Here is a 14,238-nt window from a genome sequence, read left to right as displayed (position 1 = left end):
GAGGGTTATCATATGACAATAGCTACATATGAAGTGGAAAAAGAGTTTTTAGCATACGTGAAGAAGATAAATAATTATGGCGAAGCATTAAGTTTAATATTTTGGGATTTACGTACAGGTGCCCCAAAAAAGGGTGTGGATCAACGCTCTGAAGTAATAGGAATGCTTTCATCTGAAGTCTTTTCATTATCGACTTCAGATGAGATGGGAAGATATTTAAAGGAATTAGAGCAGCTAATCGCAGAGAATAAAATTTCTGAAACAACGAAGAAAATTGTAGAAGAGTGCCGTAAAGAATATGATCGAAATAAAAAAATTCCTCAAGCCGAGTATGAAGAGTTTGTCAAATTACAAGCAAAATCGGAAAGTGTTTGGGGAGAAGCACGCGAAAAATCTGATTTTGAAATGTTCCGTCCATACTTAGAGAAAATTGTTGAATATAAGAAGAAATTCATTACATATTGGGGTTATGAAACTTATAAGTATAATACGCTTTTAGATATGTATGAGCCGGGTATTACAGTAGAAGTATTAGACCATGTATTTGAACAATTACGTGAGCGTATTGTTCCGCTTGTAAAAGAAATTTCGGGGTCTAATAAAGAATTAAAAACAAATGTTTTATTTGAGCATTTTTCAAAAGACCAACAAAAGAATTTCACTTTAGAGTTATTAAAACAATTAAACTATAATTTTGAGGCTGGCCGTCTAGATGAAACGATACATCCGTTTGAAATTACATTAAATAGAGGGGATGTTCGTATTACGACCCGTTATGACGAGAATGACTTTCGTATGGCAGTGTTTGGCACTATTCATGAATGCGGCCATGCTGTATATGAACAAAATATCTCAGAAGAATTAGAAGGAACGCCACTTTGCAGTGGTACATCGATGGGAATTCATGAATCACAATCGCTATTCTTTGAAAACTTTATTGGACGTAATAAATCATTCTGGAAGAAAAATTATGAGCTATTAAAACAATTTAGTAATGGACAATTTGAAAATGTATCTGGAGATGAGTTCTATGATGCAATTAATGAATCAAAACCTTCCTTTATTCGTATTGAGGCAGATGAACTGACATATCCCCTTCATGTTATGGTTCGTTATGAACTGGAGAAAGAATTATTTGATGGAACATTAGAAGTAAAAGAATTGCCGGCAGCATGGAATGATAAAATGGAAAGTTATTTAGGCATCCGTCCAGAAACGGATGCACAGGGTGTACTGCAAGATGTGCATTGGTCAGATGGATCGTTTGGCTACTTCCCATCTTACGCACTTGGTTATATGTACGCAGCGCAGTTTAAACATAAGATGCTAGAAGAAATTCCTAACTTCGATGCATTGCTAGAGGAAGGAAACGTGACGCCAATTCGTGAATGGTTAACAAAGAATATTCACCAATATGGTAAAACGAAAAAACCACTAGAAATTTTAGAAGATGTAACAGGAGAAGGCTTGAATGCGAATTATTTAGCAGATTATTTAGAAGCGAAATATAAAGAGATTTATGCGTTATAAGAAAGCAGAGGAGCTACATATATGTGGCTCCTTTTTATAAATGAAATGTGTACCGTGTATGTGCTTATATAATATAAAGGGGAGCGAAATGAAAATGAGTAAATTAAGTGAAACGAGTAGATTTGAAAATAGATTTACAGAAGAGATTATTGAGGTAGCGGCTGTTACAGGAGCATCGGGCGTAGGTGCGGGAAGAGCAGGTGATGCTATTTTATGGAGTGCGTCAATCCCTTTGATTGCATGGAAAGATTTGTGTAATCATGAATTGATTATAGAAGAAAAACTAAGACTTGAATGGTTAGCTGACGATGCAGAATTGAGACGATCAAGAGAATTTTTATAAAAAAATACCGTTGTAAGGTTGCTGGTACGTAGGGCAGAAAATGCGATGATGCTTGTTCAGGTTTTGGATGAAACATATAGAGATAATGAATTAGAAAAGATATTACAAGATTCAATGAAGCCAGTCTATTATCAAGATAAAGTGTTAGGTGAATTTGTACTTGACAAAAGTGTGGAGTTATTTGAAAAGCAGATTACTTGGGATGGTGAAAAATGCAGTTTGTCTTTTGATTGGAATAAAGATGAGCGTATGATGATGGCGGCTTTAGAAACAGCATATGCACTTTTCGAGGAGAAAAATGAATGGAACAGAAAAATTAAACTGTTTGCAGCAACAGAATTATTGGGGTTAGCAAATGAATGGTTACAGGATGATGATGAGGCAGAGATAGATGAGATTACGCAGGAAATGTTCATTGGTTTTATGGAATTAGAGAGCATAAGTGTTTATTCAGACGGTGATTTTACAATATATTTTGCTGATGGGGATATGTTTTGGGGACATTGTATTATGGTAGATGGAAATATTAATGGGACTCTTAATTCGGCTCATATTGCAGGATAAATTTGTTTGGTGAATGATGAGTTAAGGGGCTTTAAAATAATAAAAAGCAGAGGAACTCCCTCTGCTTTTTAGCTACCATAATTTAAACCCTTTCGAACCAGGCGGAGCATTTTGAATCATATCGATAAACGGAATGGTATAAGCGAATAAAATAAGTAACGCCGTAATACCAATCCAAAGCTTCCAATTATCAAAAACCATCGGTGTACGTTCAGATGCATCGGCTACTTCACCGATTGGGAACTCCGTTTGACCTTTCGGAGCAAAGAAGACAAGGTCTAAGTAAATAATGATCGCAATTACAATTCCTACAAATAAAATCGCTCCCCCGACTGCTTGTGCAATTTGATACGGAATCCATTCAAGTGCTTGTTGTGAATTTCCATATGTGGAAAAAGCAGAGCGGCGAGGTGCTCCAAGTAGTCCGGCAAAGTGCATACCAGCAGACATGAAAAACATGCCGACCGCCCATACACAAGTTTGGATCATAGCAAGGCGATTCATTTCCTTTGTCATGACGCGTCCTGTTAAATGAGGAATGAGCCAATAACCAATACCGAAAAATGTTAATACAACAGATGTTGCTAATGTTAAATGGAAATGTCCAGTTACCCATACAGTATTATGAACGACTTGGTTTAGTTGGTTACTTGCATTGACAAGTCCACCGGCACCAGCTGGGATAAACATGAGCATACCGACGAATGGAGCGAAAAATCTAGCATCTCCCCATGGAAGCATTCGAAGCCATCCGAATAGTCCAGTAGCTCCTTTAGAGCGACCAAACTGTTCGAAGGTGGCGAATAAAGAGAAGGCAGTCATTAAGGATGGAATGACAACCATAAATGTTAAGACAACTTGTAAGTATTTCCACCCAGGGTCAATTCCTGGTTCTGTTAATTGGTGGTGAAATCCTACAGGCATAGAAAATAGTAAAAATAAGATGAATGATAAACGAGCTAATGAATCACTAAAAATTTTCCCACCAATAATTTTCGGTATAATAACATACCAAGCCATATAAGCTGGGAGGAGCCAAAAATAAACGAGAGGATGGCCGAAGTACCAGAATAGTGTTCGGCTAACAAGGACATCGATTTTATCGATAAATCCTAAGCTCCATGGAATAAACTGAATAAGTGCAGCGGCAGCAACACCGATTGTAGCGACGAGCCATAGCGCCATTGTTACAACGGCCATAAAGCTTAAAAGAGGACCTATTTTTCCTTTATTATGCTTTTTCCATGTTCGATACTGAGCAAACATTGCAAATCCGCTGAACCAACTGCCGACAATAACAAGGGTAAGTCCGATATAAAATCCAGGATGTGCTTTTAATGGGGCGTAAAATGTATAGAGTACGGTTGCTTTATTAAGTAGAATAAAAATGGCAGTAATTGTTGTTCCAATTGTCATAAGCCAAAAGCCAATCCAACCTGTTTGACGAACTCCTTTCGATAGGATACCAGTTGTTTTACTCATACAAGCAAATAAGAAGCCGATAATAAAGAACGTTGTTAATACGAGTCCGAGCAAAACACCATGAGTTGTTAATATTTGATAGTAACCAATACCAGCAGGTAAATTGAATTTTCCAGAGCGAACGAGAACTTGCAATAATCCGCATAGCCCACCTAAAAATAGAGCGATAAAAGCAACATGAATATGAGCTATTGCTAGTTTTGCATCTCGTTTACTTATTTTATCTTGCAGTGCAATCATTTGTCAGTCACCTCCACTTTTGCGCTCATCATATGATGGCCAGTACCACAATACTCATTACAAACAATTAAATACTCCCCAGATTTTTGAAAAACTTGTGAAGCAGTACTTACATATCCAGGTTCAATCATCATGTTGACGTTTGTTCCTGCAATTTCAAAACCATGTACAACATCTTGCGTTGTGACGACGAAATCTACTTTCGCACCTTTTGGTACTTTAATTGTGTTTGGCGTAAAGGAAAATGCTTGTGATATGATGATAACTTGATAATGATCTTTCCCAACTTGCTTGACACCAGGATGATCAAAAGGTGCTGTTGCATGGACCTTTTCGGGGTCAATGGTCGTTAAGCAACTTGGTGGTTTGTTTCCCATATAAAAGGCACTAATTCCTAAAACAGCCAAAAATACGAATAGTGAACCGACACCGAAAATGAGCCAGATTTTTTCGTATTTATGTAAGTGCATATCCCCATCTCCCTTTTCAAAACAATATATTAAAGTCGATTAACAAAAATTTGATAGACACTAAACCAAGTGAAAATAATGAAAAAGCCAACCAAAAAAACGGAGATTAATGTTCCTTTTAGGGAGCTTTTTTGACTGCTTTCCGTTTCTTGTTGATGCAATTTATGTTCGCCCATGATATCCCTCCTTGGATAAATGAAATCTTATATTTTTATAATACAAAAAAATTAGATAATTCAACCGCGTCTACATATGCTTTCAAAAAGTGTTCATTGATACAATAAAAACTATGTCTATGATGAGAACTTGTAAAATCGTGGATTCTTACAAGTTTTGGAATATGAATTTGTGAAAAAAATGTGAAATGAGAGCTTTTTTGAAATTATGGAGAAGGGTGTGTATGATGGAATTTGGATAGCTTTTATTAATGGGAGTTTACAGCCTATGGATAGAAGGATGAACGAGGAGAGATTGTATGAATATGATAAAAACGAGAAGAGAGATAGATTTGATGCGCGAATCTGGGAAATTGTTAGCTTCGTGTCATCAAGAAATTGCAAAGATGCTGCGACCAGGTATCACAACATTGGAAATTGATACATTTGTTGAAACATATTTAGCAAAGTATGGTGCAACGCCTGAACAAAAAGGATATAACGATTATCCATATGCAATATGCGCGTCTGTGAACGATGAGATGTGTCATGGCTTCCCAACCGATAAGGCCTTAAATGAAGGAGATATTGTTACAATTGATATGGTAATAAATTTAAATGGTGCACTCGCTGACTCTGCATGGAGTTATAAAGTAGGAGATATTTCTCATGAGGCAGAAAATTTATTACTAGTAACAGAAAATGCTTTATATAAAGGGATTGAACAAGCGATAGCAGGAAATCATGTTGGGGATATTGGCTATGCAATTGAAAGTTATGTAACTTCTGAAGGATTCTCTGTCGCAAGGGATTTCACAGGGCATGGAATTGGTAAAGAAATCCATGAGGAACCAGCGATTTTTCATTTTGGAAAGCAAGGGCAAGGACCAATGTTACAAGAAGGGATGGTAATAACGATTGAACCAATTGTAAATGTAGGTATGCGGTATGCAAAAGTGGATGTAAACGGCTGGGCTGCACGGACAATGGATGGGAAGCTATCAGCACAGTACGAGCATACAATAGCAATTACAAAGGATGGACCGATTATTTTAACGAGTCTTTAGCAGGAAAATACAAAATGTAAGAGTTTTCAAAACTCGAACGAAAAAGGTATTTTTATGAAATTTGTACGTGTTTTTTTCTAAAAATGCTTTTCAAAGTAAAAAAAGTGCGTTATAATCCTCCTATAAATAAATAGGTTAGCTACACTCATATAATCGCAGGGATATGGCCTGCAAGTTTCTACCGAAGTACCGTAAATACTTTGACTATGAGTGAGGACGAATATATTGCTGGTTTAGCATTTTTTTGCGATGCTCCAAAAGTACGTTTCTCACTTATAACGAGTGGAGGCTGCTTTTGGAGTTTTTTATTTGCATAAGAGGAGGAACAAGCATGAAAGTATTACAAGAAAAGATTTTAAACGAAGGAAAGGTTTTATCTGGTGATGTGCTAAAGGTAGATGCATTTTTAAATCATCAAATTGATCCAGTACTTATGCAAGAAATCGGGAAAGAGTTTGCACAGCGATTTAAAGAAGAAAACATTACAAAAATCGTGACGATTGAATCTTCAGGAATTGCACCAGCAGTGATGGCAGCTTTAGAACTTGGTGTGAAAGTAATCTTTGCAAGAAAGCGTAAATCGTTAACGTTACAAGATAATATGTATGTTGCGAAAGTATACTCATTTACAAAACAAGAAACAAATGAGATTTCATTATCTAGAAACCATATTGATGAAAATGATCGTGTCTTAATTATTGATGACTTTTTAGCAAATGGTCAGGCTGCTTTAGGCTTAATGAGTTTAGTAGAGCAAGCTGGAGCAAGTATTGCTGGAATTGGAATTGTTATTGAAAAAGCATTTCAAGATGGAGGAAAGAAACTGCGTGAGAATGGCGTTCGTGTAGAATCACTTGCAGAAATTGCATCACTTGATAACGGCACTGTTACATTTGCTTTGCAAGAGACTGTGGAGGTGAAATAATTATGAAGCAGCACCCATTCAAAATCGCATCCCTTGGCGTGCAGCATATGCTTGCCATGTATGCGGGAGCAATTATTGTTCCTCTTATTGTTGGCGGAGGACTTGGTTTAAATCAGCGGGAACTGACGTACTTAGTATCTATCGATTTATTAATGTGTGGTGTCGCAACGATTTTACAAGCGTTATCGAATCGGTTTTTCGGAATTGGTCTTCCCGTTGTACTCGGTTGTACGTTTACAGCAGTTGGACCGATGATTGCTATCGGTAAGCAGTACGGTGTTTCTTCTATATATGGAGCAATTATTGCAGCAGGGCTGTTCGTTGTTATTTTTGCGAAGTTATTCGGAAAGCTTGTGAAACTGTTCCCACCTGTTGTAACGGGTTCAGTTGTTACAGTGATTGGGGTTACATTAGTTCCAGCAGCGATTAATGATATGGCTGGGGGCGTAGGTAGTAAAGATTTTGGGAGTCTTGAAAACTTAGCATTAGCATTCGGTGTCTTATTATTTATTATAATTATGTATCGTTTCTTTGATGGGTTTATCCGCTCTATTTCGATTTTACTTGGTCTTTTATTTGGTACAATTATAGCAGCATTTATGGGGAAAGTGAGCCTGCAAGCAGTTGGAGAAGCAGATTGGTTTCACAGTATTCAGCCGTTTTACTTTGGTACACCAACATTTGAATTAACACCGGTTATTACAATGATTCTTGTTGCTTGTGTTGGAATTGTAGAAGCAACTGGTGTGTATTTCGCTTTATCTGATATATGTAACAAAAAGATTGGTGAGAAAGAGTTAACGAAGGGTTACCGTGCCGAAGGATTGGCGATGATTTTAGGCGGTATTTTTAATGCATTTCCTTATACGACTTATTCTCAAAACGTCGGTCTTGTTCAATTAACAGGTGTACGAAATCGTGTGATCATTTATACATGCGGTGGGATGTTAATCGTACTTGGTTTTATTCCTAAAATTGCAGCTATTACAACGATTATTCCAAAACCAGTGCTTGGCGGTGCTATGCTAGCGATGTTTGGAATGGTTATGGCATATGGGATTAAAATGTTAAGCAGCGTAGACTTTGCTAAGCAAGAAAATTTATTAATTGTAGCATGTTCTGTTGGAATCGGACTTGGTGTAACAGTCGTTCCAACGTTATTCTCTCAGCTTCCAGAAAGCATTCGTATTTTAACAGATAACGGAATTGTGCTTGGAAGTGCGTCAGCGGTACTCTTAAATATCGTGTTTAATATGATTCCGCAGCGCAAAGCGAAAACAAAAGAAGAGAAAATTCCAGTGCAAAGCGCTGTAACAGAAGCATAAACAAAAAGCAAGGTTCTCATTAAGAGACCTTGCTTTTCTTTTTGAGTGGCATCAATTTCCCATACGTACCTAGGCGCCAAATGTATTCAAGTGGACCGTACTGATAATGAGAGAGCCACCAGCGACTAATAAAGATTTGTAATGTATAAAAGCCGATGCAAAATATTGGGCCGATCCATAATGGTATTGGTAAGTAATTTTTGAAAACTAGACCAAACACAAGCAATGTAATGATTGTCTGTGAAATGTAATTTGTTAGTGCCATTCGTCCTACATATTGGAAGGGACGTAATAGCTTTTGCCATCTTTCTCGCTGTAATAAACGCATAAGTGTGAAAATGTAAAAGATAAATAATGTTTTCCCGCTAAACATTGTAAGACCGTACATGTGGATTGGCTCGTATGGTTGTTTTGCCACAAAGTAGCGAATCATGAAGAACCACATAGGTAATGTTAAAACGAACATAATGATTTGCCATTTTTTTAGTTTTGGATCTAGTTCCTTCGTTCGGCGGAAAATGTCTTTTTTGCCAGCATATAGACCGAGTAAGAATAATCCAACTATTTCTGGAAGCATAGAAAGGTTTGTCTGGATTACTTCAGAGTAAAAGTCTGTAAAGCGATCTTGCACTTGTACTCCCCAATTTTCTAAAGGCATAATGGGGAGGGAAGTTCTTAATTCTTCTATTGGTATAAACATAAGGATTAAACTCACTAGTAGCATGAAAAATTGGAAAAGTCCTAATAAAACTAAAGCCCATATTAAAATAGTACGAGGCTTTCTTTTATAAAATAAAAATAAGAAAAATCCTGCAATTGCATAGCTATGTAAAATATCCCCATCCCATAAAAGGACGTAATGTAAGAAACCAAACAACAATAAGATGAGAAGTCGACGAACAAACAATGTTTTTGGATGATCTGTTTTTGTCTCAGCACGTTGCATAAAAATATAAAATCCTAGTCCAAACAAAAATGAAAAAATAGTATAAAACTTTGTTTGAATAAACATGTCGTAAAATAGGCGGATATAACGGTCTATTCCTTCATAACTTCCTGTGATTTCACTAGTGTCAACACCGGCAATAACAGGCCAGTTAACAAGAAAAATACCAAGTATAGCAATTCCCCTAATAATATCGATAGAATGAATCCTCTCGCCTTGTGAAATGTTTTGTGTCATTATTTTCCTCCTTTAAGCAAATCCCTTTTATTATACAAAATGTAAACAAAAGGAGATAGAGGTATTTCCAATTTTTGAAACTATTAAGATGTGTATGATGAGATATAATAAGAGTGCACAACAAGTTTTTCACTCCTTTAAAACAGGCAGTAAAAAGCCCCTTCTTTCAAAGGGGCTTTCTTTTCGAAAAAAAATATTGATAATGATTCTCTTTAATGATAAAATGAATACAAAATTGATAATCATTATCAAAAAAGGCTGGTGTTAAATATGATGTATACATTAATTGCAGGAACGGTTGTTGTATATGCTGTCATTACAAAGTATGTGTTAAATGAGGTTGGAACAACAAAATGAATAATCTCACATAGAATCCCTTTCATTTGTAAAAAGAATGAAGGGGATTTTTTATTTTTGATGTGAATATGCTGAAAATTTAGTATGATAATAGGGTATATACATCTTGGAATAAAGGGGATCAAGGGGATGACAAACATAGTACAGACAAACAGTATGAAAAAACTTGTTTGTTTTTATGAAGAATGGCAGAAGTATGGTGATACAGAAAATAGCTTGAAATTGTTTGAGGTAATGCAAAAATATAAAGAAGAACAGCTTATGATTGCATTTTGTGGCCATTTTTCTGCTGGGAAATCAACGATGATGAATCACTTATATAAAGCGCAGCTATTGCCGACAAGTCCGATTCCAACAAGTGCAAATGTAGTTAAAATTGAAAAGGGACAGGATCGTGTTGTTGTTACAGTGAAATCTGGAGAGCACTATGAATATGACGGTGCGTATTCAGCGGAAGAGTTGAAACAGCTTTGTAAAAATGGTGATGAAATAATTGGCGTTCATATTTACCGAAATGATGCACCAATTCCTGATGGTGTCATGCTTGTTGACACACCTGGAATTGATTCGACGGACGACGCGCATCAATTAGCAACAGAATCAACGCTCCATCTTGCGGACGTTATTTTTTACATGATGGACTATAATCATGTTCAATCAGAAGTGAACTTGCAGTTTGTGAAAGAATTAAAGCAGCGTAATAAAACGGTGTATCTTGTTGTCAATCAAATTGATAAGCATAAAGAAAATGAGCTGTCATTTGAGAGTTATAGGCAAAGTGTGAAACAATCATTCTCTAATTGGGATATTGAAGTAGATGGTATTTTTTATACTTCTTTACGAATGACGAACCATCCGCACAATGAAATTCAAAAATTAGAGAATTTGCTTTCTTCTATTATGAAAGCGCGTGAACAATATGTGAGCAATGGTATGGAAAGAGAAACAGAATATTTATTACAAGAGCATTTTTCATTCGTTCTTTCAGAAAATGAAAAACAGCTTATGCCATATGAAAAAGAATTAGCATCACCGTTATCGCTTTCAGAAGTAATGGAAAAGAAGGAAGAGCTTCTTGAAAATAAACGACGTGTGGATAATAAAGAATCCGATGTAAAAAATGAGTTTATAAAAGGTTTGCAAGCAATATTAGATAACGCTTACTTAATGCCGTTTGAAATGAGAGAGCTAGCGAATCAATATTTAGAAACGAAACTAACAAAATTTAAAGTCGGTTTATTATTTGCAAAAGGAAAAACAGAGCAAGAAAAACAGCGGCGTTTAGATGCATTTTATTCAGCACTAGAGAAGACCGTTGAAACGCAGCTTGATTTCCATGTAAAAGAGTTTATTGTAGCTTTCTTAAAAGGTGAAGGGTTGTTTACAGAAGAAGTAGGAAAAGACATATATGCAATGCAAAGTTCTTTTAATCCCGAATTATTAGCAGAAACAATTAAACAAGGTGCAGGATTTACAGGAGATTACTTGCTTCTGTATACAGCGGATGTTGCGAATGAGCTAAAGAAAAGATACTTTATGAAAGCGCAGCAGATTTTCGAGAAGAGTACGAGTGTTTTACAGGAAAAGGTCAAAGAAGAGATTGTTCACATTGAAGAAGAAATTGAACAATATGCGGTATTGCAGACGGCGAAAGAAACAAAATTACAATATGTTAAAGCGTATGATAAATACGAAAATTACTTACAAGGTATTTGGAGCGATCATGTACCAGTGCCAGATGGATTACAAATAGAAGAAGTATTGCAAGGTAAGAAGCAGGTTGTAAATGAGAAATTTACATTACAAGAACAAGAGGTGCGAAGTGATAGCATTTCTTATAATGAAGAAAATGTAAAAACGACAGCAACATTAAATATTCATCGTATATTAGAACAAGTAAAAGGTGCGGAAACGATATTAGAACCTCTTCCTACGCTTAAACATTTGCATCAAGAAGTTGTTGGGAAAAGAAAACGTGTGGAAACGAAACAATTTACAGTAGCGCTATTTGGGGCGTTTAGTGCAGGGAAATCATCATTTGCAAATGCTTTGCTTGGTGAAAATGTGCTCCCAGTGTCACCAAATCCGACAACGGCGACGATCAATCAAATTTTGCCAATTACAGAAGAGAAACCTCACGGTACGGTGGTTGTTCAATTTAAATCAAAGCAAGCATTGTTAGAAGATATGAAAGCAGTTTATAAACTGTTTCATTATGAAATAGCAACATTGGAAGAAGCATTATCACAAATAGATACAATCATTCAGTATCCATCACCAAGTGGAAAGCAAAAAACAACATTTAGTTTTTTACGTGCGGTACAAAGAGGATATCAGGCAGTTTCTAACAACTTAGGAGAACAAGTACAAGTTACGTTAGAAGAATTTGCTGAGTATGTAGCGAATGAAGAAAAGTCATGTTTTGTGGAATATATGGAACTCTACTATGATTGTGCTTTAACGAGACAAGGGGTTGCTCTTGTTGATACGCCGGGAGCAGATTCTATTAATGCCCGCCATACAGATGTTGCATTCCAATACATAAAAAATGCGGATGCAATTCTATTCGTAACGTATTACAATCATGTCTTTTCAAGAGCAGATCGTGAATTTTTAATTCAGCTTGGTCGTGTGAAAGATACATTTGCACTTGATAAAATGTTCTTCCTAATTAATGCAGCGGACTTAGCAGAGTCTGAGGATGAACTTGAAATGGTAAAAGGATATATTGCAGATCAGCTCTTACAATACGGTATTCGAAATCCGCGCTTGTTTGCAATTTCAAGCTTATGTGCACTGAAAGAGAAACAAGGAAAGAGTATTTCAAAAGAACAGTATGGAATCTTGCAAAATTCGGGAATTACAAAGTTTGAGGAATCATTTACATCCTTTATGATGCGTGATTTAATGCTCGTGTCTGTACATTCTTTATATAGTGCACTGCAAAGCGCAGATCAACTTCTTGCAAACATGATACAAGGAGCCAAGCAAGGAAATGATGAAAAAGAAAAGCAAATAAAAAAATATGAAGCAGAACGTGAGCAGCTACTTCATATTATTTCATCGTATAGTGTACTTGCTGAAGAACAGGCAATGCAAAATGAAGTGAAAGAACTGTTGTATTATGTACAGCAACGTTTATTTTTACGTTATAACGATGTGTTTACTGAATTTATTAACCCAGCATCGCTTCGAACAGATGGAAATGTAAAAATTAAGTTGCAAGAATGCCTCATGGAGCTTGTATCCTTCATTCAGCATGATTTGGTGCAAGAAATGCGAGCAACTTCACTGCGTCTTGAAAGATGGATTGATGAAACGATGCAGCGTGCAGGGGATGAAATTGCAGTAAAATGTAAGTCGGAAAATAAATCTATCTCTATGAATGGAACAGCGGATTATGAGTACCAAGTTATTACACATAAAGAGCCGTTTCCTTCTATAGAAATAAAAGATTTTAAAAAGGCATTATCCCATTTTAAAAACGAGAAAAGCTTTTTTGAGAAAAATGATAAAGCAGCCATGCAAGAAGATACGAAGGAATCACTCGAGCCTTTCGTATCCCAATATGTAGCGGATGAAGAAGAATTATTTATTCATCACTATAAACAAGAATGGGAAGTGAAGTGGGACCTATTCCGAGAAGTGATGCAGCAAGATGTTAAGCAATATTATGAAAGTGTATTATTCGCTTTAGCAGAAACAATTGATGTATCGCTATATGAACAAAGTAAGGGACAATTACAGAAACAATTAGCAGCAATCGAAAAAGAAATTCATATTGTATAACTTCTATGAAAAAAAGATTTGTTCAATTTTCTTTTGTAATACAGTATCCAGTGATTTTACGAATCCTGCAAATTCATCTGTAGAAATCATATGAGTAAGAACTAATCGTCTACCATCTGGTGTTTCACCGCATAAGACGAATGAAGAAAACTCATATGGTTTTCCTTCTACAACTAATTTTGGATAGGAATATGTTCCATTTTTCTTTTTCTTTCCATCAATTGAGATGACGTTGCACTTTTTCTCATTGTTGTCCATGGTGAATCCCTCCTTTGTATTACTTATGGTAGACAAGGAGGGTTTAGAACAAGAGAGAAAGGAGAAATTTTATGGGAATTGTAATAGAGCGTATTTCTAAAGAGATTGCACCGAAGTCGCTGTTATTGCTTGCCGATCCAAGTGAACGTCAAATCAATTCATATCTCCAGCGCGGTCTTATCTATGCTATGAAAGAGGAAGAAAAGGTAATAGGTGTATATGTATTGCTTCAAACAAGGCCACGAGCAATGGAAATTATGAATATTGCTGTTTTGGAAGAGTTACAAGGACAAGGCATTGGGAGACAATTGTTACAACATGCGATTATAACTGCGAAAGAACATCATATGCATACACTTGAAGTTGGGACAGGAAATTCTAGTGTTTCGCAGCTTGCATTATATCAAAAATGTGGTTTTCGTATTTTTTCTATTGATTTTGATTACTTTTCAAAGCATTATGAAGAAGAGATTATTGAAAATGGAATTGTATGCCGTGATATGATTCGGCTTACAATGGAACTCGCGTAGTCATTTTCTTATGAAGAACT

At 36.1% G+C, this 14,238-nt stretch carries 11 protein-coding genes, 1 pseudogene and 1 riboswitch; of the genes and pseudogenes, 7 read left to right on the top strand and 5 right to left on the bottom strand.

Features of this window, described 5'->3' with window-relative positions:
- Positions 1 to 12: 12 nt before the first annotated feature.
- Together ACIQ7L_RS03435 and ACIQ7L_RS03430 are read left to right on the top strand one after the other, a co-directional pair.
- Positions 13 to 1,530: a carboxypeptidase M32 gene (locus ACIQ7L_RS03435; RefSeq protein ID WP_400566626.1), complete on the top strand. Its 1,518-nt coding sequence runs from the start codon at positions 13 to 15 to the stop codon at positions 1,528 to 1,530.
- Positions 1,531 to 1,624: 94 nt separating this feature from the next.
- A pseudogene (locus ACIQ7L_RS03430) lies at positions 1,625 to 2,437 on the top strand (DUF2262 domain-containing protein).
- A gap of 72 nt (positions 2,438 to 2,509) precedes the next feature.
- On the opposite strand, the gene ACIQ7L_RS03425 reads toward ACIQ7L_RS03430, so the two are convergent.
- The 3 genes from ACIQ7L_RS03425 to ACIQ7L_RS03415 are packed head-to-tail and all read right to left on the bottom strand — an operon-like array spanning position 2,510 to position 4,805.
- A complete protein-coding gene (locus tag ACIQ7L_RS03425; RefSeq protein WP_400566623.1) occupies positions 2,510 to 4,159 on the bottom strand; it encodes a b(o/a)3-type cytochrome-c oxidase subunit 1 in 1,650 nt (549 codons plus the stop codon).
- Entirely contained in the window at positions 4,156 to 4,629 is a 474-nt protein-coding gene (locus tag ACIQ7L_RS03420; protein WP_400566621.1) for a cytochrome c oxidase subunit II, read from the bottom strand. The genes ACIQ7L_RS03425 and ACIQ7L_RS03420 overlap by 4 nt, the downstream gene beginning before the upstream one ends.
- A 29-nt stretch (positions 4,630 to 4,658) precedes the next feature.
- On the bottom strand, positions 4,659 to 4,805 hold the full coding sequence (locus ACIQ7L_RS03415) for a cytochrome c oxidase subunit 2A (RefSeq protein ID WP_400566618.1): 147 nt from the start codon (positions 4,803 to 4,805) through the stop codon (positions 4,659 to 4,661).
- A gap of 299 nt (positions 4,806 to 5,104) precedes the next feature.
- On the opposite strand from ACIQ7L_RS03415, the gene ACIQ7L_RS03410 reads away from it, so the two are divergent.
- The 3 genes from ACIQ7L_RS03410 (at position 5,105) to pbuX (ending at position 8,101) form a co-directional block, all read left to right on the top strand.
- Positions 5,105 to 5,851 (top strand): type I methionyl aminopeptidase, encoded by a 747-nt coding sequence (locus tag ACIQ7L_RS03410; RefSeq protein ID WP_400566616.1) that lies wholly within the window; start codon positions 5,105 to 5,107, stop codon positions 5,849 to 5,851.
- Between the two features lie 125 nt (positions 5,852 to 5,976).
- A riboswitch (purine riboswitch) is annotated at positions 5,977 to 6,078 on the top strand.
- A gap of 104 nt (positions 6,079 to 6,182) precedes the next feature.
- On the top strand, positions 6,183 to 6,776 hold the full coding sequence (locus tag ACIQ7L_RS03405; protein ID WP_400566614.1) for a xanthine phosphoribosyltransferase: 594 nt from the start codon (positions 6,183 to 6,185) through the stop codon (positions 6,774 to 6,776).
- Positions 6,777 to 6,778: 2 nt separating this feature from the next.
- Positions 6,779 to 8,101, top strand: a complete 1,323-nt coding sequence (gene pbuX / locus ACIQ7L_RS03400) for a xanthine permease PbuX (RefSeq protein WP_400566612.1) — start codon at positions 6,779 to 6,781, stop codon at positions 8,099 to 8,101.
- 19 nt (positions 8,102 to 8,120) lie between these two features.
- On the opposite strand, the gene ACIQ7L_RS03395 is transcribed toward pbuX, so the two are convergent.
- Positions 8,121 to 9,284 carry a DUF418 domain-containing protein gene (locus ACIQ7L_RS03395; protein ID WP_400566609.1) on the bottom strand — a complete coding sequence of 388 codons (1,164 nt, stop codon included), beginning with the start codon at positions 9,282 to 9,284 and terminating at the stop codon, positions 8,121 to 8,123.
- A 486-nt stretch (positions 9,285 to 9,770) separates the two neighbouring features.
- Between ACIQ7L_RS03395 and ACIQ7L_RS03390 the strand changes: the two genes are divergently transcribed.
- Positions 9,771 to 13,430 carry a dynamin family protein gene (locus ACIQ7L_RS03390; protein ID WP_400566607.1) on the top strand — a complete coding sequence of 1,220 codons (3,660 nt, stop codon included), beginning with the start codon at positions 9,771 to 9,773 and terminating at the stop codon, positions 13,428 to 13,430.
- A gap of 3 nt (positions 13,431 to 13,433) precedes the next feature.
- On the opposite strand, the gene ACIQ7L_RS03385 is transcribed toward ACIQ7L_RS03390, so the two are convergent.
- Entirely contained in the window at positions 13,434 to 13,688 is a 255-nt protein-coding gene (locus ACIQ7L_RS03385; RefSeq protein ID WP_400566604.1) for a DUF3931 domain-containing protein, read from the bottom strand.
- Positions 13,689 to 13,759: 71 nt separating this feature from the next.
- Here ACIQ7L_RS03385 and ACIQ7L_RS03380 point away from each other — a divergent pair, with 71 nt between their 5' ends.
- Positions 13,760 to 14,218, top strand: coding sequence for a GNAT family N-acetyltransferase (locus tag ACIQ7L_RS03380; RefSeq protein WP_400566602.1), 459 nt, complete (start codon positions 13,760 to 13,762; stop codon positions 14,216 to 14,218).
- Positions 14,219 to 14,238: the final 20 nt, after the last annotated feature.

The sequence above is a fragment of the Bacillus sp. NPDC094106 genome, assembly GCF_044764345.1.
Lineage (GTDB): Bacteria > Bacillota > Bacilli > Bacillales > Bacillaceae_G > Bacillus_A.
Note: the sequence above shows the minus strand (reverse complement) of the source record. Positions and strands in the feature narration are given on the sequence as shown.

Coding starts and splice junctions, on each gene's coding strand:
- ACIQ7L_RS03435 (WP_400566626.1), top strand. CDS start 13: ATGACAATAGCTACATATGAAGTGGAAAAAGAGTTTTTAGCATACGTG.
- ACIQ7L_RS03425 (WP_400566623.1), bottom strand. CDS start 4,159: ATGATTGCACTGCAAGATAAAATAAGTAAACGAGATGCAAAACTAGCA.
- ACIQ7L_RS03420 (WP_400566621.1), bottom strand. CDS start 4,629: ATGCACTTACATAAATACGAAAAAATCTGGCTCATTTTCGGTGTCGGT.
- ACIQ7L_RS03415 (WP_400566618.1), bottom strand. CDS start 4,805: ATGGGCGAACATAAATTGCATCAACAAGAAACGGAAAGCAGTCAAAAA.
- ACIQ7L_RS03410 (WP_400566616.1), top strand. CDS start 5,105: ATGAATATGATAAAAACGAGAAGAGAGATAGATTTGATGCGCGAATCT.
- ACIQ7L_RS03405 (WP_400566614.1), top strand. CDS start 6,183: ATGAAAGTATTACAAGAAAAGATTTTAAACGAAGGAAAGGTTTTATCT.
- pbuX (WP_400566612.1), top strand. CDS start 6,779: ATGAAGCAGCACCCATTCAAAATCGCATCCCTTGGCGTGCAGCATATG.
- ACIQ7L_RS03395 (WP_400566609.1), bottom strand. CDS start 9,284: ATGACACAAAACATTTCACAAGGCGAGAGGATTCATTCTATCGATATT.
- ACIQ7L_RS03390 (WP_400566607.1), top strand. CDS start 9,771: ATGACAAACATAGTACAGACAAACAGTATGAAAAAACTTGTTTGTTTT.
- ACIQ7L_RS03385 (WP_400566604.1), bottom strand. CDS start 13,688: ATGGACAACAATGAGAAAAAGTGCAACGTCATCTCAATTGATGGAAAG.
- ACIQ7L_RS03380 (WP_400566602.1), top strand. CDS start 13,760: ATGGGAATTGTAATAGAGCGTATTTCTAAAGAGATTGCACCGAAGTCG.